We start from the raw sequence: 17460 nt of genomic DNA on the forward strand, positions 1-17460 counted from the left end.
GACTCGCTTTCGTCTTCTGCGGCTTGACGCCCCGTCCGACGTTTCAAACTCTAGCCGATCCCCGCTCCTGAAAGCGAATCGGCCGCAATCTCCGAAAAAGCGCACGCCGAAAATGCGAACGGGGACGCGAAAGACACGCGACCCGTCACGGATCATCGACCTGGTTTCTCAAGGGATTGGCCGCCCCGGGACCGTCCACACAGATGCGTGTCCGGTGCTCCCTGCCGAGCGACCCCCGAACGGCCGGAAGGCCGGCCCCTGGTGGGGGCCGGCCTTCCGTCGCGCTGGGATGCGCCGGGACACGGTGGTGCGCGGTGGGCTGCTGCTCAGCTGTTGGTGGGGAAGCCCAGGTTGATGCCGCCGTGCGAGGGGTCGAGCCAGCGCTGGGTGACGGCCTTGCCGCGGGTGAAGAACTGGACGCCGTCGGCACCGTAGGCGTGGGAGTCGCCGAACAGCGAGGCCTTCCAGCCGCCGAAGGAGTAGTAGGCGACGGGGACGGGGATCGGCACGTTGATGCCGACCATGCCGACCTCGACCTCGTTCTGGAAGCGCCGGGCCGCGCCGCCGTCGTTGGTGAAGATGGCGGTGCCGTTGCCGTAGGGGTTGGCGTTGATGAGTTCCAGGCCCTCGTCGTAGGAGGGGACCCGGACGACCGACAGGATCGGGCCGAAGATCTCGTCGTTGTAGACGGACATGCCCGGCTTGACGTGGTCGAACAGGGTGGGACCGAGCCAGAAGCCGTCGGCGGTGGGGGCGCCGTTAACGTCCTCGGCGATGATGGCGTGCTTGCGGCCGTCGACGGCCAGCTCGGCGCCGTCGGCGACGCCGGACTCGACGTAGGAGGTGACCTTGTCGCGGTGCGCGCCGGTGACCAGCGGGCCCATCTCGGAGTCGCCGTTGCAGCCGGGGCCGACCTTGAGGGTGGCCATCCGCTCCTTGATCTTGGCGACCAGCTCGTCGCCGATCGGGTCGACGGCGACCAGGACGGAGACGGCCATGCAGCGCTCACCGGCCGCACCGAAGCCGGCGTTGATGGCGGCGTCGGCGGCCAGGTCGAGGTCGGCGTCGGGGAGCACCAGCATGTGGTTCTTGGCGCCGCCGAGGGCCTGCACGCGCTTGCCGTAGCGGGTGCCGGTCTCGTACACGTAGCGGGCGATGGGGGTGGAGCCGACGAAGGAGACCGACTTGACGTCGGGGTGCTCCAGCAGGCGGTCGACGGAGACCTTGTCGCCGTGGACGACGTTGAAGACGCCGTCGGGGAGGCCGGCCTCCTTCCACAGCTCGGCGATGAAGTTGGCGGCGGACGGGTCCTTCTCGGACGGCTTGAGGATGACCGTGTTGCCGGCCGCGATGGCGATCGGGAAGAACCACATCGGCACCATGGCCGGGAAGTTGAACGGAGAGATGATGGCGACCGGGCCGAGCGGCTGGCGGATCGAGTAGACGTCGACGCCGGTGGAGGCCTGCTCGGTGAAGCCGCCCTTGATCAGCTGCGGGATGCCGCAGGCGTACTCGACGACCTCCTGGCCGCGGGCCAGCTCGCCGAGGGCGTCGGAGTGCACCTTGCCGTGCTCGGAGACGATGATCGCAGCGAGTTCGTCCTTGCGGGCGTTGAACAGCTCGCGGAAGTTGAACAGCACCTGGGTGCGCTTGGCGATCGAGGTGTGGCGCCAGGAGGCGAACGCCTGGGCGGCGGCGGCGACCGCCTGGTCGACCTCCGCGATCTCGGCGAAGTCGACCTGGCCGGTCACCTGGCCGGTGGCCGGGTCGTGGAGGTCGCCGCGGCGGGGCGCGGTTCCGGCGGTGGCGACGTTCTGGCCGCCGATCCAGTGGGTGATGTGCTTGCTGCTCAAGGGTCTCTGCCTCCGATGTCCACGGATGTCCCGCGCTCGTTCTCCAGTCTGCGCGGGACGGCGGGCCCGCTCAACGAGCACCCTGACGGGGAAGCGCGATTCACCCTTACAGGTCGTCGGGAGGGCTGTCGGGAGAGCAGGCCGGACCGGTGGCCGGATCGGATTCGGCAGGTTCCAGCTGTTCCAGGTAGGGGTCGTGCAGGCCGTCGGCGAGCGCAGTGGTCTCCAGCAGGTCGAGGCGCAGGTCCTGGGCCCAGGCTTCGGCCCACCGCCGGGTGCCGGGGTCCTCGGGCGGCAGCAGCGCGGCGGCGGTCTCGAGCCGGTCGGCGAGCGTGCGGGCGGTGGTGTCCTCGTCGGGGCCGGAGTCGAACGCGTCGGCCAGCGCCAGGAGTTCGCCCTCCCGTCGGCGGGCGGTGAGGGCGTGCAGGACGTACAGGTCGGCGGGCAGGGCGCGTTCGCAGAGGGTGCGGACGGCGAGCGCGGCGGCGTCGTCCAGTGCGGCGACGGGGACGGTGGCGCCGGCGGGGAGGACGGGCGGGTGGCGCAGCGGTTCCCGGCGCAGTTCGACGGCGAGCGTCAACTTCCGGATGGTGACGGCGAGTTGGCAGCGGCGTGCGGTGCCGGGCGGCTCCTGGGCGCGGTGGCCGGCCGCCCGCAGGGTCTCGGCGAGTCCGGTGGCGAGGTCGGCGAGCGGCGGGCCCTCGCCGGTAACCAGCAGCAGGTCGGTGCCGTGGACGGGGGCGGCCAGGCCGTGCAGGCGCAGCGCGTCGGCTCCGGCCAGTACGAGGTCGTGCCGCAGGCAGTACGGCTGGGCGTCGGCGAGCAGCACGGCCCGCTCCTCGGCGCCCGGGCCCACCTCACCGGCCGATCCCGCACCCGCGCCCACCGCACCCGAGCCCGAGCCCACCGCCTCCACACTCACACCCGCACCCGCCGCTCCCACGCCGCCCGCGCCGCCCGCGCCACCCGTGTCGTCCATGGGAACAGTCTGGTCCGCCTAGCCCAGCCCGCGCAGGTGTGCGGCGGCGTCGTGCAGGGCGAGTTCGAGGGCGCGGGGGTCGACGAGCCGTCCGTCGGGGTGCGGGGGGATCAGCCAGTGCGGGCCGCGGGTGGGGCGGGTGGGGTGCGGGAGGACGATCCAGGTGCCGTCGCCGGAGGCGCGGATGCCGGTGCCGGTCCAGCGTTCGGCGGTGCCGACGGGGACCAGGAAGCCGACGGTGTCGCCGTCGGGGTCCTCCAGGACGGGGCCGCCGCCGAGCCGGTCGAGCAGGGCGGCGGCGGGGCGGCCGAGCGGGCCGGGGGCGTGCAGGACGTCCCAGCGGCGGCCGGCGGGCAGCAGGGCGAGGCCGGAACGGGTGCGTTCCCAGGTGCGGCGGCAGTGGTCGGGGTCGGCGGCGGCCTCGGCCAGCCAGTGCAGGGCGCTGGGGCGGCGGGTGGTGCTCACGTGCGGTTCCTCGTCTCTCCGGGGTGACGCGCGGCGGGCGGGGTGCCTGCTGTCGTCATCCGGGAGAGCGGGGTACCGGGGATCTCTTACACGGATCCCCGGCGGGCGGACGGGTGGGGCGGGCGGGCGGGGCGGTCAGCGGTCGCCGAAGATCGTCCGGTGCCAGTCCTTGCGGGCGACCGCGGTGGTGTCGAACATGACGTGCTTGACCTGGGTGTACTCGTCGAGCGAGTACTGCGACATGTCCTTGCCGTAGCCGGAGGCCTTGTACCCGCCGTGCGGCATCTCGCTGATGATCGGGATGTGGTCGTTCACCCAGACGCAGCCGGCCGCGATCTCGCGGGTGGCGCGCAGCGAGCGGTGGACGTCGCGGGTCCAGGCGGAGGCGGCCAGGCCGTAGGGGGTGTCGTTGGCGAGGCGCAGGCCCTCCTCGTCGCTGTCGAAGGGCAGGACGACGAGCACCGGGCCGAAGATCTCGCCCTGGACGACCTCGCTGTCCTGGGCGGCGCCGGTGATCAGGGTGGGGCGGTGGTAGGCGCCGAGGGAGAGGTCGGTGCCGTCGTGGCCCTTGCCGGTGGCGGGGCCGCCGGTGACGACGGTGGCGTAGGCGCGGGCGCGCTCGACGAAGCCGGCGACGCGGTCGCGGTGGGCGAAGGAGACCAGCGGGCCCAGGTCGGTGTGCGGGTTCAGCGGGTCGCCGAGCCGGATGCCGTCGTAGAGGTCGGCGACGCCGGCCACGAAGGCGTCGTAGAGCGGGCGCTGGACGTAGGCGCGGGTGGCGGCGGTGCAGTCCTGGCCGCTGTTGATCAGGGAGGCGGCGACGGCGCCGTGCACGGCGGCGTCGAGGTCGGCGTCGTCGAAGACCACGAAGGGGGCCTTGCCGCCGAGTTCGAGGTGGGTGCGCTTGACGGTGGCGGTGGCGATCTCGGCGACCCGCTTGCCGACGGCGGTGGAGCCGGTGAAGGAGACCATGGCGACGTCGGGGTGGCCGATCAGGTGCTCGCCGGCGGTGCGTCCGGCGCCGGTGACGACGTTGACGACGCCGTCGGGGATGCCGGCGGCGGTGCAGGCGCGGGCGAACATCAGCGAGGTCAGCGGGGTGATCTCGGCGGGCTTGAGGACGATGGTGTTGCCCGCGGCGATCGCCGGGAGGATCTTCCAGGCGGCCATCTGCAGCGGGTAGTTCCAGGGCGCGATGCTGCCGACCACGCCGACGGCCTCGCGGCGCACGTACGAGGTGTGGTCGCCGCTGTACTCGCCGGCCGCCTTGCCCTCCAGGTTGCGGGCGGCGCCGGCGAAGAACGCGGTGTTGTCGACGGTGCCGGGGACGTCGAACTCGGTGGAGAGCTTGATCGGCTTGCCGGTCTGCGCGGTCTCGACCCGGGCGAAGTCGTCGGCGTGCTCGGCGAGGATCCCGGCCAGGCGGTTGAGCGCCTCGGAGCGGGCGCCGGGGGTGGCGCCGGACCACTCGGGGAGGGCGGCCCGGGCGGCGGCGACGGCGGTGTCGACGTCGGCGGGGGCGGCGAGCTCGACCTGCTGGACGGTGGCGCCGTTCGCGGGGTTGACCACGGCGAAGGGTTCGCCGCCGGAGCCCCGGGTCGGGCGGCCCGCGATGTGCTGCGCGCCGTCGTTGAAGCTGGTCAGGTCCATGAGTTGCCTCCATTGCCTACTCGACCAGGCCGACGATGCCTCGGTTCGGGTGCCCGGGGCAAGCGTCACTCAGCAACGGCCCGGCCGAAGGGCCTTACACGCTGCAAGGCCGCATCCGGGTGACAGGGCGTCGCCGTCGCGCATGATTGACCTGACACCCTGAGAACCCCCTGGAGGTATCCGCGATGCTCCCCACCGTCGCCCGCGTGCTCGACCTGGACGTGATGCGGCGCGGTCTGCCTCAGGTGGTGGCGGGTGCGGCCGCGCTGGAGCGCCCGGTGCGCTGGGTGCACGTGAGCGAGCTGCCGGACGTGGCGGGGGTGCTGCGCGGCGGCGAGCTGGTGCTGTCGACGGGCATCGCGCTGCCGGAGGACCGGGACGGGCTGGCCCGGTACGTGCGGGAGCTGGCCGAGGTCGGGGTGGCGGGGCTGGTGATCGAGTTCGGCCGCCGGTACTTCGACTCGCTGCCGCGGGCGCTGGTGGCGGCGGCGGAGCGGCACGGCCTGCCGCTGGTGGCGCTGCGCCGGGAGCTGAAGTTCGTCGCGGTGACCGAGGCGGTGCACGCGCTGGTGGTGAACGCGCAGCTGGAGCAGTTGCGGGTGTCGGAGGCGGTGCACCAGGTGTTCAACGAGCTGGCGACGGAGGGCGCGGAGCCGGCCGAGGTGGTGCGGCAGGTGGCCCGGATGGCGGGGGCGCCGGTGGTGCTGGAGAACCTGGCGCACCAGGTGCTGGCGCACGATCCGGCGGGGCGCGGCGAGCAGGAGCTGCTGGAGAACTGGGAGCACCGTTCGCGCGGCGTGCACCCGGCGGGCCGCACCGGGTACGACCCGCGGTCGGGCTGGCTGGTGACCACGGTGGGCGCGCGCGGCCAGGACTGGGGGCGGCTGGTGCTGGTGGACGAGCCGGTGCCGCTCCCCCAGGACGTGCCGCACCCGCACGCGATGCTGCTGGAGCGCGGCGCGGCGACGCTGGCGCTGAACCGGCTGGTGGTGCGCGACCGGGAGTCGCTGGAGCGGCAGACCCACCGCACCCTGCTGTCGGGCATCCTGACGCACGCGCTGACGGTCTCCGAAGTGGCGCTGCGGGCGCAGGCGCTGGGCGTGCCGCTGGAGGGCCGCCGGCTGGTGGGCGTGGTGCTGCGGCAGCGGCAGGGCCCGCTGCCGGCGGCGCTGGAGGCGCAGGCCCGGCTGCGGGACTTCACCGAGCTGGCGGCGACCGCGATCCGCACCTCACGGCTGTCGGCGCTGGTCGGCGCGCTGGACGACGAGGGGGTGGGCCTGCTGGTGGCGCTGGGTTCGCAGCAGGACGAGCACGCCGCGCTGGAGTCGTTCGCGGCGGCGCTGCGCCGGCTGTCCGCGGAGGCGGGCCGGGACGGGGCCGAGCCGGTGATAGCGGTGGGTTCCTCGGTGGGCTCGGTCCGGGACGCCCGGCGCACCCTGCTGGAGGCGACCCAGGTCGCGGACGCGGCGCTGCACGACGCGCCGGGCGGCCGGGCGGCGTACTACCGGCTGCCGGACGTCCGGCTGCGCGGCCTGCTGCACCTGCTGCGCGACGACGAGCGCCTGCAGACGTACGTGGAGCGGGAGTTGGGCCCGCTGCTGGCGTACGACGCGGAGCACGGCGGCCAGTTGGTGCAGATGCTGCGGATCTACCTGGAGCAGGGCCGCAACAAGTCGGCGGCGGCGGACGCCGCGCACCTGTCGCGGCCGTCCTTCTACGACCGGCTGCACAAGGTGGAGCGGATCCTGGGCATCGATCTGGACCAGGTGGAGTCCTGCCTGTCGCTGCACGTGGCGCTGCTGGCGCTGGACGCGGTCCGCCGCTGACCGGTGGACCGCGTCCGACACGGTCAGCGGGCGGGCTTGGGCGGCGGGACCTGGCCGCGGACCAGCAGGTCCAGGGCCTGGGCGTCGTGCCGGTCGCGGGCTTCGAGGGCGACCCGGGAGCCGTCCGCGAAGTGCGCCTCGACCCGGCTGGACCAGGAGCCCATCCGCGGTTCGATCCTGGCCAGCTGCCCGCGCGGGACCTCGCCGTACGGGTGGTAGCCGTCGGAGAGGGCGCTGCCGAGCAGGATCCGGTGGTCGGTGAAGACCAGCATGACGCCGCGGTTCTCGTAGGTCCGGTCGCCGCGGCCGCCGGTCAGCACCTGGACGGCGAACCGGCCGGCCTGGCTGTCCCAGCCGCCGGACAGGCCGCGGCCGCGGAAGATCCGCCGGAGGTTGCGGAAGAAGCCGCCGATGGCCTCCTCGACCGCGTCGACGAGTGCGCCGGCCAGGTCGAGCAGGAAGCCGACGGCCTGGAACAGGCCGTCGCGTTCCTTGCGGTAGCGGCGCGGGACGCGGCGGAGCAGGTCGCTGAGCTCGATGTCGACGATGGCGTGCACCCGTTCGCCGGGCGCCAGGTGCGGCGCCACCAGCGGCAGGTGGGAGCCGCCGCCGAGCCGGTGCGGCTCGTACACCTGCGGTGCGGCGGTCGGCGGGTACCCGGGCGCGCCGTAGGGGCCAGCCGTCATCCGAACGCCTCCGTGACGCGGTTGCCCGGCACCCGGTAGGGCTCGCCGCCGGGCGGGCCGTCCAGGGCGCCGGCGATGGTGTCCAGGCCCTGGTCGCTGAGCAGGTTGTCGGTGAGGACGCCGGGGAAGTCGCCGGCGCCGGTGACCGCGCCCAGGCCGCCCTTGATGCCGCCCTTGACCGCGCCGAAGCCCTTGCCCAGGGCCTGGGCGGTGGCGAACTCGCCGAGGTTGGCCATCGACGGGTTGCGGACCAGGTCGAGGCCGGACTTCCAGCGGTTGCCCTTGCCGCCGAGCTTGCGGACGGCCTTGGCGGCCTTGCGGGCCTTGTTGAACTTGCCCAGGGTGCGCGCCGCCTTCATCGCCTTGATGGCTTCGTGCAGTTCCTTGAGCGCCTTCTCCAGCTTGAGCGAGACCTGGCCCACCCGGGCGATGTAGATGGCGATCTCGCCCTCGACGATGAGCGCCTCGGCGGCGGTGGCCAGGCCCAGGGTGAGGATGTCGATCGCCACCGAGGCGGCCAGGGTGATGATCAGGGTCTCGATGGCCTCGCGGATGATCTCGATGATCAGCTGCTCGGCGAGCTGGCACTGGGCGGCGGCCTGGTTGATGATCTGCGCGACCTGGGCCATGTCGGCGGCGGTGGCGTCGACGGCCTCGACGACGGTGGCCATGTGGCCGCCGAAGGCCGCGGAGGCCGCGCCCTCCCAGCCGCCCTCGACCCGGGCGCCGGCGGCCCGCAGCTCGTCGGCGACCTCCTGCATCGCCTTCGCCTGGGCCTGCCACTCGTGCGAGGCGGCGGTCAGCGCCTGCAGGTCGCCGGTGACCTTCTCCAGCACGTCCATCAGCCCGGTGGCGTCCAGCGCCGTCTTGACGATGGAGTCGAGGCCCGCGTCGAGGCCCTCGCTGACCGGGTTGTCGAAGCTGGGCAGCGACGGCAGCTGGTCGGCGGCCCGGTCGCGGGTCCACCGGTAGGCGTCGACCGCGTCGCCGAAGGAGCCGGGGGCCAGGGTGCTCACTGGCCACCCCCGTAGACCTCGGCGGTGTCCTGCTCGTTGCTCTCGTAGTTGTCCACCGTGAACCGGACGCCCTCGCCGGTGGCGTCGAGCAGTTCGATCAGGTCGGCGAAGTTCTCCTGTTCCGCTTCGGCGTGCTCCTGGTAGGAGCCGTGCAGCTCGCCCGAGCCCGGCAGCTTGCCGAAGGCCTCGGACGAGAGCTGGACACCCGCCAGGGCCGAGCGGATCTGCGCGATCCGTTCGGCCTGGGTGTCGAGCACGGACGCGTATCCGGTGAGTACTTCGGGCTCGACCCGAAACCCCGTGTCCCCCATGACATTTCCTTTGCTCTCAGGTCAGGCGAATCATCGTACTGATCTGATGAGCAAAGACATCAAGGGGCCCCGGGCGGTTTTCCCGGAGCCCCTGTGAAGAAAAAGTGAAGGATCGTCAGAGCACGTGTGCGTCGGTGAGGGTGAGCACCTCGTCCAGCACGGCGAGGCCCGCCTTGGCCTCCTCCTCGCTGACGTTGCACGGCGGCACCACGTGGAAGCGGTTCATGTTGGTGAACGGCCACAGGCCGCGCTGCTTGCAGGCCGCCGCGAGCTGCGCCATCGGCGCGTTGTCGGCGCCGGCCGCGTTGTACGGCACCAGCGGCTCGCGGGTCTCCCGGTCCTTCACCAGGTCCAGCGCCCAGAACACGCCCAGGCCGCGCACCTCGCCGATCGAGGGGTGCCGCTCGGCCAGCTCGCGCAGGCCGGGGCCGAGCACGCTCTCGCCGATCAGCCTGGCGTTCTCCACGATGCCCTCCTCGGCCATCGTGTTGATCGTCGCCACCGCGGAGGCGCAGGCCAGCGGGTGGCCCGAGTAGGTCAGGCCGCCCGGGAACGCCTTCTGCGCGAAGGTCTCCGCGATCGCCCCGGAGATCGCCACGCCACCCAGCGGCAGGTAGCCGGAGTTGACGCCCTTGGCGAAGGTCAGCAGGTCCGGGGTGATCCCCCAGTGGTCGGCGGCGAACCACGCGCCGGTGCGGCCGAACCCGGCCATCACCTCGTCCAGGATGAACACGATCCCGTACCGGTCGCAGATCTCCCGCACGCCCGCCAGGTACCCGGCCGGCGGCACCAGGATGCCCGCGGTGCCGACCACCGTCTCCAGGATGATCGCCGCAACGGTGCCCGGGCCCTCGAACGCGATGGTCTGCTCCAGGTGCGCCAGCGCGCGCTCGCACTCCTGCGCCTCGTTCTCCGCGTGGAAGTTCGAGCGGTACGGGTACGGGCCCCAGAAGTGCACGATGCCCGACACGCCCGCCTCGTTCGCCCAGCGGCGCGGGTCGCCGGTCAGAGCGATCGCATTGGCGGTGGCGCCGTGGTACGAGCGGTAGGTGGAGAGCACCTTGTGCCGGCCGGTGTGCAGCCGGGCCATCCGGATCGCGTTCTCGTTCGCCTCGGCGCCGCCGTTGGTGAAGAAGATCTTGTCCAGGTCGCCCGGGGTGCGCTCGGCGATCAGCCGGGCGGCCTCGCTGCGCGACTCCTCGGCGAAGCCCGGGGCGATGGTGCACAGCTGGGCGGCCTTCGCCTGGATCGCGGCGACCACCTTCGGGTGCTGGTGCCCGATGTTGGTGTTCACCAGCTGCGAGGAGAAGTCCAGGTAGCGGTTGCCCTCGTAGTCCCAGAAGTAGGAGCCCTCGGCACCGGCCACCGCGAGGGGGTCGATCAGCGCCTGGGCGGACCACGAGTGGAAGACGTGCGCGCGGTCGGCGGCCTTGACGGCCTGCCCGGCGACCGGGTCAGCGGTGGGAGTGCTCATGCGACCAGCGTAGGGAGGCCGCTCCGCCCCGGGCAGCTTCATCCTGTCACGCGCGTCGCGCCGCACCCTGACACATTGACGGACGCAAGCGCCAGGGGCGCGAGGAACTGCGCGCCCGGCCACCCACTCACGTGGAGCGATGGCCTACGGCCCGGTTCCTCGCGCCCCTGCCCTCGGCGCTGCGCTGCGCGATCAGATCGCGGTCATGCTGCGCCTGATGGTCACGACCCGCTAAATCGCGGTCATACTGCGCCCGACGGTCATGACCCGCTAGATCGCGGTCATACTGCGCCCGACGGTCATGACCCGCTAGATCGCGGTCATGACGTGCTTGATCCGGGTGTAGTCCTCGAACCCGTACGACGACAGGTCCTTGCCGTAGCCGGACTTCTTGAACCCGCCGTGCGGCATCTCGGCGACCAGCGGGATGTGGGTGTTGATCCACACGCAGCCGAAGTCCAGCCGGCGGGACATCCGCATCGCGCGGGCGTGGTCCTTGGTCCACACCGAGGAGGCGAGCGCGTACTCGACGCCGTTGGCGTACGCGACGGCCTGGTCCTCGTCGGTGAACTTCTGCACGGTGATGACCGGGCCGAAGACCTCGTTCTGGATGATCTCGTCGTCCTGCTGGAGGCCGGAGACCACGGTCGCCGCCCAGAAGTAGCCCTTGTCGCCGACCCGGTGGCCGCCGGCCTCGACCTTGGCGTGCGCGGGGAGGCGCTCGATGAAGCCGGCCACCTGCTGGAGCTGGTTGGCGTTGTTGAGCGGGCCGTAGAGGACGTCCTCGTCGTCCACGCCGCCGGTCTTGGTGTCGGCGGCGGCCTTGGCGAGGGCCTCGACGAAGGCGTCGTGGATCGACTCGTGCACCAGGACGCGGGTGGCGGCGGTGCAGTCCTGGCCGGCGTTGAAGTAGCCGGCCACCGAGATGCCCTCGACGGCCTCGTCGATGTCGGCGTCCTCGAAGACCACGACCGGGGCCTTGCCGCCGAGCTCCAGGTGGACCCGCTTGACGTCCTTCGCGGCGGACTCGGCGACCTGCATGCCGGCCCGGACCGAGCCGGTGATGGAGGCCATCGCCGGGGTGCGGTGCTCGACCATCAGGCGGCCGGTCTCGCGGTCGCCGCAGATCACGTTGAAGACGCCGGCCGGCAGCTCCAGCTCCTTGAGCACGCCGCCGATGATCTCGGCGAGCAGCACGGTGGAGGCGGGGGTGGTGTCGGAGGGCTTGAGCACCACGGCGTTGCCGGCGGCGATCGCCGGGGCGAACTTCCACACCGCCATCATCATCGGGTAGTTCCACGGGGCGACCTGCGCGCAGACGCCGACCGGCTCGCGGCGGACGATCGAGGTCATGCCGTCCATGTACTCGCCCGCGGCCTTGCCCTCCAGCAGGCGGGCGGCACCGGCGAAGAAGCGCAGCTGGTCGACCATCGGGCCGATCTCCTCGGAGAGGGTCAGCCCGCGCGGCTTGCCGGTGTTGCGGACCTCGGCGTCGACGATCTCGTCGGCCCGGGCTTCGACCGCGTCGGCGATCTTGAGCAGCAGCTTCTGCCGGGTGGACGGGGTGGAGTCCCGCCAGACCGGGAAGGCAGCGGCCGCGGCGGCCATCGCGGCGTCCACGTCGGCCGCGCCGGAGAGCGGGGAGGTCGCGTAGACCTCGCCCGTGGTCGGGTCGACGACGTCGAGCGTGCGGCCGTCCGCAGCGTCGACGAACTCGCCGTTGATGTAGTTGCGCAGCGTACGAAGCTCGCTCACGGTCTCTCCTCGGTCTGGGCCTGCGTCGTTGCAGCCCCGGGCGCCAGGTTACCCCTGGGCCGGGATGGGCACGGCATGTCAGCGACAAGCCACGATCGGCGGTGTGCAGGCTCGCGCGTGTACGTAGCCAGGGTACCCATGTCACTGCCGGTATCGACAGGGGTCGTCGCCAGAGGCCACGCTTTCCGCGCCCGATCTTCGAATGGGCAACGAAATCAGCAGCTCGGGAGCTTGCGATTCCGCCGCCCGTCAGGCACAGTGGCGGCGTGGCCAACCGTGACCGGAACGCCAGCGTTCCCCTCGACGCCGCCTCCAAGGCGATCATCGAGCAGCTCCAGGAGGACGGGCGCCGTCCGTACGCCGCCATCGGCAAGGCCGTGGGCCTGTCCGAGGCGGCCGTCCGGCAGCGCGTCCAGAAGCTGCTCGACCAGGGCGTGATGCAGATCGTCGCCGTGACCGATCCGCTCACCGTCGGATTCACCCGCCAGGCGATGGTGGGCATCCGGGTGGAGGGCGACATCGAGCCGGTGGCCGACGCGCTGGCCGCCTTCGACGAGGTCGACTACGTGGTGTGCACCGCGGGTTCGTTCGACCTCCTCGCCGAGCTGGTGTGCGAGGACGACGAGCACCTGCTCGAACTGATCAACAAGCGCATCCGCGCGCTTCCCGGCGTGCGGAGCACCGAGAGCTTCGTTTACCTGAAACTCCGGAAACAGACCTACACCTGGGGCACCCGATGACAGCCGACCCGGCGCAGAAGGACCTTTCCAAGACCGCCTACGACCACCTGTGGATGCACTTCACCCGCATGTCGTCGTACGAGAACTCCCCCGTGCCGACGATCGTCAAGGGCGAGGGCACCTACGTCTGGGACGACAAGGGCCGCAAGTACCTCGACGGCCTGGCCGGCCTGTTCGTGGTGCAGGCGGGCCACGGCCGCGAGGAGCTGGCCGAGGCCGCCGCCAAGCAGGCCAAGGAGCTGGCCTTCTTCCCGGTGTGGAGCTACGCCCACCCGAAGGCCGTCGAGCTGGCCGAGCGCCTGGCCAACTACGCCCCGGGCGACCTGAACAAGGTGTTCTTCTCCACCGGTGGCGGCGAGGCCGTCGAGACCGCGTGGAAGCTGGCCAAGCAGTACTTCAAGCTGACCGGCAAGCCGACCAAGTACAAGGTCATCTCCCGCGCCGTCGCCTACCACGGCACCCCGCAGGGCGCGCTGTCGATCACCGGCCTGCCGGGCCTGAAGGCCCCGTTCGAGCCGCTGGTGCCGGGCACCCACAAGGCCCCGAACACCAACATCTACCGCGCCCCGGCCTTCCTGGCCGGCCCCGACGGCACCGTCGACCCGGAGGCCTACGGCCGCTGGGCCGCCGACGAGGTCGAGCAGGCCATCCTCTTCGAGGGCCCCGAGACCGTCGCCGCCGTCTTCGTCGAGCCGGTGCAGAACGCCGGCGGCTGCTTCCCGCCGCCGCCCGGGTACTTCCAGCGCCTGCGCGAGATCTGCGACCGCCACGACGTGCTGCTGGTCTCGGACGAGGTCATCTGCGCCTTCGGCCGCCTCGGCACCATGTTCGGCGCCGACAAGTTCGGCTACCAGCCCGACATGATCACCTGCGCCAAGGGCATGACCTCGGGCTACTCCCCGATCGGCGCCACGATCATCTCGGACCGCCTCGCCGAGCCGTTCTACAAGGGCGACAACACCTTCCTGCACGGCTACACCTTCGGCGGCCACCCGGTCTCCTCCGCGGTGGCGCTGGCCAACCTCGACATCTTCGAGCGCGAGGGCCTGAACCAGCACGTCCTCGACAACGAGTCGAAGTTCCTGGCCACCCTGAACAAGCTGCGCGACCTGCCGATCGTCGGCGACGTCCGCGGCAACGGGTACTTCTACGGCATCGAGCTCGTCAAGGACAAGGTCACCAAGGAGTCGTTCAACGACGACGAGGTCGAGCGCGTCCTGTACGGCTTCCTGTCCAAGGCCCTGTTCGACAACGGCCTGTACTGCCGCGCCGACGACCGCGGCGACCCGGTCGTCCAGCTGGCCCCGCCGCTGATCTCCGACCAGTCGACCTTCGACGAGATCGAGCAGATCCTGCGGACCAGCCTCTCCGACGCGTGGCAGAAGATCTGATCCTCCTTCCCCACCCTCCACCGAAGGGCGGCCCCGGCTCCTCACGCCGGGACCGCCCTTCGGCGCGTCCGCACCCGCGGGCGCCCGCGATCCGGCCCGCCGCCGGGGTGAATCTGCCGCCCGACACGCCGCGTTCGAGGTGATTCGTCCCGGATCGGCCCCGTGCGGCGCGCCCGCGGCACCGCCCGATCGTTCTAATCTGACGACTGTCATATCCCCGTCGGCACCTGGATGGATCTCATGTCAGCGGCCCCGCCCGACAACGACGTGCTCTGGGCCCGGGGGATCGTCAAGTCCCACCAGGGCACCCCCGCCCTGCGCGGCGTCTCCCTGGGCGTCCGCGAGGGCGAGATCCTCGCCGTCACCGGCCCGCGCGGCTCCGGCAAGTCCACCCTGCTCGGCTGCCTGTCCGCGCAGCTCCCGGTCGACGAGGGCGAGGTCTGGTTCCACAGCGCCCCCGTGCACACCCTGGGCCGGGCCGGCCGCGAGAAGCTCCGCCGCGAGCGCTTCGGCTACGTCGGCCCCGAGCCGCACCTGGTCCCGGAACTGACCGCCCGGGAGAACGTCGCCCTCCCGCTGCTGCTGGCCGGCGCCGGCCACCGGGCCGCCCACCGGGCCGCCGCCGAGTGGCTGGAGCGCCTCGACGTCGCCGACTGCGCCAAGCTGCGCCCCGCCGACCTCCAGCAGGACCGGCGCCAGCGGATCGCCGTCGCCCGCGCCCTCGCCGCCCAGCCGCCGGTCGTCTTCGCCGACGACCCCACCGCGCCGCTGCACCGCGACGCCCGCGAACAGGTCACCCGGATACTGGCCAGCGCCGCCCGCTCGCACCGCCTGACGCTGGTGCTGGCCACCCACGACCCCGCGCTCGCCCGGTTCGCCGACCGCACCGTCCAACTGGTCGACGGCCGGATCGCGGCCGAACCCGCCGCCGTCGCCGCCGGGAACTGAGGGGGCCGCCGTGTACTACCTCAGGCTCGCCCGCGGCTACCGCGCCCTCGACCTCGCCCGCTGGCTGCTCACCGCGACCGCCGCCGCCGTGGTCGCCGCCTTCCTGCTGCGCGCCCTCGGCCGCGCCCTGAACGGCACCGGGGGCAACCTCGAACGGCTGCTCTGGTGCCTGCCGCCGCTCGCCGCCGTCGCCTGGTTCGCCGCCGTCGCCGCCCGGGCCGTCCCCGCCCAGCACCCCGAGCGGATCACCGGCCTCACCGCGGCCGGCGCCGGACCCACCCGGATCCGGCTGCTGGTCGCCGGCGAGATCGCGCTCGCCTGCGCGCTCGGCTCCGCCGTCACCCTGCTGCTGTTCCTGATCCTGCGCAACGACATCGCCGGGCCCGCGCTCGCCCCCGACATCGGCATGGGCGTCCCGCTGCCCGCCGCCGCCCCGGTCGCCCTGCTCGCGGTCCTCCCGCTGGTCGCCGGGGTCTCCGCGGCCTGCGCGATCCGCTTCCCCGAGGGCCTCCCCGGCCGGCCGGCCGCACCCGCCCGCACCCGCCACACCCCGCTGCGGCTGCTGCTGCCCGCCCCCGTCCTGCTCGCCGGACTCGGCCTCGAACTGTACGGGCTGCGCCCCGCCGCCACCGACGCCGACCGCACCCTCGCGCTGCCCGCCGGGCTCCCCGACACCAGCCCCGCCCTGCTCACCGGCTGGACGCTCACCGCGCTCGCCCTCGCGCTGTGGACCGGGCCGCTGCTCGCCCTCGCCGGCCGGCTGCTCGCCCTGCGCCGGCCCACCCCGCTCCGGCTGCTGGCCGGCCGGGCGCTCACCGCCCAGGCCCGCCGCCTCGGCACCCCGCTGGCCGTCCTCACCGCGGTCGTCGCACTGCTGCTGGTGGCCTGGCGCAGCTGGGCCCGGACCGGAGCCGACGTCCCCGGCCTGACCCTGGTCGAGGGCGCCCTGGTGCTCGCCTGCGCGGTCGCGGCCCTCGCCGCCCGCCTGCACGAACTGCGCGCCGACCGCGGCCCCACCCTCGACGCCCTCGACCGCCTCGGCACCCCGCCCGGCCTGCTCACCGGCACGATCGCCCTGCGCACCCTCGCCACGGGCACCGTCCTGCTGCTGACCGGCGGGCTGACGGTGCTGCTCTGCCCGCTGTAGGACCGCGGACACGACCGGGGCCCGGAAGGACGTCGTCCTTCCGGGCCCCGCCGCATCCGGGCTCAGCCCGCGGCGGCGAGCTGGCCGCAGGCCCCGTCGATCTCCTGGCCGCGGGTGTCGCGGACGGTGGTGGGCACGCCGTGGGCCTGCAGGCGGCGGACGAACTCGCGCTCGTCCTCGGGCCGGGAGGCCGTCCACTTCGAACCCGGGGTCGGGTTGAGCGGGATCAGGTTCACGTGCACCCGGCGGTTCTTGATCAGGCGGCCGAGCAGGTCCGCCCGCCACGCCTGGTCGTTGATGTCCTTGATCAGCGCGTACTCGATGGACACCCGGCGGCCGGACTTCTCCGCGTAGTTCCACGCGGCGTCCAGCACCTCGTCGACCTTCCAGCGGGTGTTGACCGGCACCAGCTCGTCGCGCAGCTCGTCGTCCGGGGCGTGCAGCGACAGCGCGAGGCGGCAGCTCAGGCCCTCGTCCGCGAAGCGGTGCATGGCCGGGACCAGGCCGACGGTGGAGACGGTGATGCCGCGCTGGGAGAGGCCGAAGCCGTCCGGCGACGGGTCGGTGAGGCGGCGGATCGCCGACAGCACCCGGTTGTAGTTGGCCAGCGGTTCGCCCATGCCCATGAACACCACGTTCGACAGCCGGGCCTCGCCGCCGGGGACCGCCCCGGACTTGAGGTCGCGCATGCCGGACGCGATCTGCTCGACGATCTCCCCGGTCGACAGGTTGCGGGTCAGTCCGGCCTGACCGGTCGCGCAGAACGGGCAGTTCATGCCGCAGCCGGCCTGCGAGCTGATGCACATCGTGACGCGGTCCGGGTAGCGCATCAGCACCGACTCGACCAGCGTGCCGTCGAACAGCTTCCACAGCGTCTTGCGGGTGGCGTCGTCGTCGCAGGAGACGTGCCGCACCACGGACATCAGCTCGGGCAGCAGCGCCTCGGTCAGCTTCGTCCGGCTCGCCGCCGGGATGTCCGTCCAGCTCTCCGGGTCGGCGGACATCCGGCCGAAGTAGTGGTTCGACAACTGCTTCGCGCGGAACGGCTGTTCGCCCAGCTCGGCGACGGCCTCCTTGCGCTCGGCAGGGCTGAGGTCGGCGAGGTGTCGCGGGGGCTTGGCGCCGCGCGGCGCGACAAAGGTCAGTTCTCCGGGCTTAGGCATGGTTCATCCAGTGTCGCAGATGCCGAACGGCCCCCGGACGCGGTGGCGTCGCGGGG

Annotated in this window: 15 protein-coding genes; 5 read left to right on the forward strand and 10 right to left on the reverse strand. The window is 72.7% G+C overall.

Annotated features, from left to right (window positions below; genetic code table 11):
* Positions 1–326 precede the first annotated feature (326 nt).
* The 4 genes from IH44_RS0108245 to IH44_RS0108260 form a co-directional block, all read right to left on the reverse strand.
* Positions 327–1853, reverse strand: coding sequence for a CoA-acylating methylmalonate-semialdehyde dehydrogenase (locus IH44_RS0108245; protein ID WP_030458772.1), 1527 nt, complete (start codon positions 1851–1853; stop codon positions 327–329).
* A 106-nt stretch (positions 1854–1959) separates the two neighbouring features.
* Positions 1960–2832, reverse strand: a complete 873-nt coding sequence (locus IH44_RS0108250; protein WP_157852191.1) for a hypothetical protein — start codon at positions 2830–2832, stop codon at positions 1960–1962.
* An 18-nt stretch (positions 2833–2850) separates the two neighbouring features.
* A complete protein-coding gene (locus IH44_RS0108255; RefSeq protein WP_030458774.1) occupies positions 2851–3297 on the reverse strand; it encodes a hypothetical protein in 447 nt (148 codons plus the stop codon).
* Between the two features lie 135 nt (positions 3298–3432).
* Positions 3433–4947 (reverse strand): gamma-aminobutyraldehyde dehydrogenase, encoded by a 1515-nt coding sequence (locus IH44_RS0108260; RefSeq protein ID WP_030458775.1) that lies wholly within the window; start codon positions 4945–4947, stop codon positions 3433–3435.
* A gap of 185 nt (positions 4948–5132) precedes the next feature.
* On the opposite strand from IH44_RS0108260, the gene IH44_RS0108265 reads away from it, so the two are divergent.
* Positions 5133–6773 carry a PucR family transcriptional regulator gene (locus tag IH44_RS0108265; RefSeq protein ID WP_030458776.1) on the forward strand — a complete coding sequence of 547 codons (1641 nt, stop codon included), beginning with the start codon at positions 5133–5135 and terminating at the stop codon, positions 6771–6773.
* Positions 6774–6796: 23 nt separating this feature from the next.
* Here IH44_RS0108265 and IH44_RS0108270 read toward each other — a convergent pair whose 3' ends face one another.
* From IH44_RS0108270 to IH44_RS0108295, 5 genes are all read right to left on the reverse strand, one after another.
* Entirely contained in the window at positions 6797–7459 is a 663-nt protein-coding gene (locus IH44_RS0108270) for a hypothetical protein (protein WP_030458777.1), read from the reverse strand.
* On the reverse strand, positions 7456–8475 hold the full coding sequence (locus tag IH44_RS0108275) for a WXG100 family type VII secretion target (RefSeq protein ID WP_030458778.1): 1020 nt from the start codon (positions 8473–8475) through the stop codon (positions 7456–7458). Before IH44_RS0108275 ends, IH44_RS0108270 begins: the two co-directional genes overlap by 4 nt.
* The gene (locus IH44_RS0108280) at positions 8472–8786 is read right to left on the reverse strand and encodes a WXG100 family type VII secretion target (protein ID WP_155525157.1); all 315 of its coding nucleotides are present in this window, start codon (positions 8784–8786) and stop codon (positions 8472–8474) included. Before IH44_RS0108280 ends, IH44_RS0108275 begins: the two co-directional genes overlap by 4 nt.
* Positions 8787–8901: 115 nt before the next feature.
* Positions 8902–10260, reverse strand: coding sequence for an aspartate aminotransferase family protein (locus IH44_RS0108285; RefSeq protein WP_030458780.1), 1359 nt, complete (start codon positions 10258–10260; stop codon positions 8902–8904).
* A 309-nt stretch (positions 10261–10569) separates the two neighbouring features.
* Positions 10570–12015, reverse strand: coding sequence for a gamma-aminobutyraldehyde dehydrogenase (locus IH44_RS0108295; RefSeq protein ID WP_030458781.1), 1446 nt, complete (start codon positions 12013–12015; stop codon positions 10570–10572).
* Positions 12016–12281: 266 nt separating this feature from the next.
* Between IH44_RS0108295 and IH44_RS0108300 the strand changes: the two genes are divergently transcribed.
* From IH44_RS0108300 to IH44_RS0108315, 4 genes are all read left to right on the forward strand, one after another.
* Entirely contained in the window at positions 12282–12755 is a 474-nt protein-coding gene (locus IH44_RS0108300; protein WP_030458782.1) for an Lrp/AsnC family transcriptional regulator, read from the forward strand.
* Positions 12752–14146, forward strand: a complete 1395-nt coding sequence (locus tag IH44_RS0108305; protein WP_030458783.1) for an aspartate aminotransferase family protein — start codon at positions 12752–12754, stop codon at positions 14144–14146. Before IH44_RS0108300 ends, IH44_RS0108305 begins: the two co-directional genes overlap by 4 nt.
* Before the next feature lie 240 nt (positions 14147–14386).
* Positions 14387–15094 (forward strand): ABC transporter ATP-binding protein, encoded by a 708-nt coding sequence (locus tag IH44_RS0108310; protein ID WP_030458784.1) that lies wholly within the window; start codon positions 14387–14389, stop codon positions 15092–15094.
* Between the two features lie 10 nt (positions 15095–15104).
* Positions 15105–16241 (forward strand): hypothetical protein, encoded by a 1137-nt coding sequence (locus tag IH44_RS0108315; protein WP_030458785.1) that lies wholly within the window; start codon positions 15105–15107, stop codon positions 16239–16241.
* 62 nt (positions 16242–16303) lie between these two features.
* Here IH44_RS0108315 and rlmN read toward each other — a convergent pair whose 3' ends face one another.
* Complete coding sequence (gene rlmN, locus IH44_RS0108320; protein ID WP_030458786.1) at positions 16304–17404, reverse strand: 23S rRNA (adenine(2503)-C(2))-methyltransferase RlmN; 1101 nt, start codon at positions 17402–17404, stop codon at positions 16304–16306.
* Between the last annotated feature and the right edge of the window lie 56 nt (positions 17405–17460).

Origin of the sequence: Kitasatospora sp. NRRL B-11411, assembly GCF_000721345.1 — a bacterium.
GTDB classification, from domain to species: Bacteria; Actinomycetota; Actinomycetes; order Streptomycetales; family Streptomycetaceae; genus Kitasatospora; species Kitasatospora cineracea.

Coding starts and splice junctions, on each gene's coding strand:
- IH44_RS0108280 (WP_155525157.1), bottom strand. CDS start 8,786: ATGGGGGACACGGGGTTTCGGGTCGAGCCCGAAGTACTCACCGGATAC.
- rlmN (WP_030458786.1), bottom strand. CDS start 17,404: ATGCCTAAGCCCGGAGAACTGACCTTTGTCGCGCCGCGCGGCGCCAAG.
- IH44_RS0108260 (WP_030458775.1), bottom strand. CDS start 4,947: ATGGACCTGACCAGCTTCAACGACGGCGCGCAGCACATCGCGGGCCGC.
- IH44_RS0108305 (WP_030458783.1), top strand. CDS start 12,752: ATGACAGCCGACCCGGCGCAGAAGGACCTTTCCAAGACCGCCTACGAC.
- IH44_RS0108285 (WP_030458780.1), bottom strand. CDS start 10,260: ATGAGCACTCCCACCGCTGACCCGGTCGCCGGGCAGGCCGTCAAGGCC.
- IH44_RS0108265 (WP_030458776.1), top strand. CDS start 5,133: ATGCTCCCCACCGTCGCCCGCGTGCTCGACCTGGACGTGATGCGGCGC.
- IH44_RS0108250 (WP_157852191.1), bottom strand. CDS start 2,832: ATGGACGACACGGGTGGCGCGGGCGGCGCGGGCGGCGTGGGAGCGGCG.
- IH44_RS0108270 (WP_030458777.1), bottom strand. CDS start 7,459: ATGACGGCTGGCCCCTACGGCGCGCCCGGGTACCCGCCGACCGCCGCA.
- IH44_RS0108310 (WP_030458784.1), top strand. CDS start 14,387: ATGTCAGCGGCCCCGCCCGACAACGACGTGCTCTGGGCCCGGGGGATC.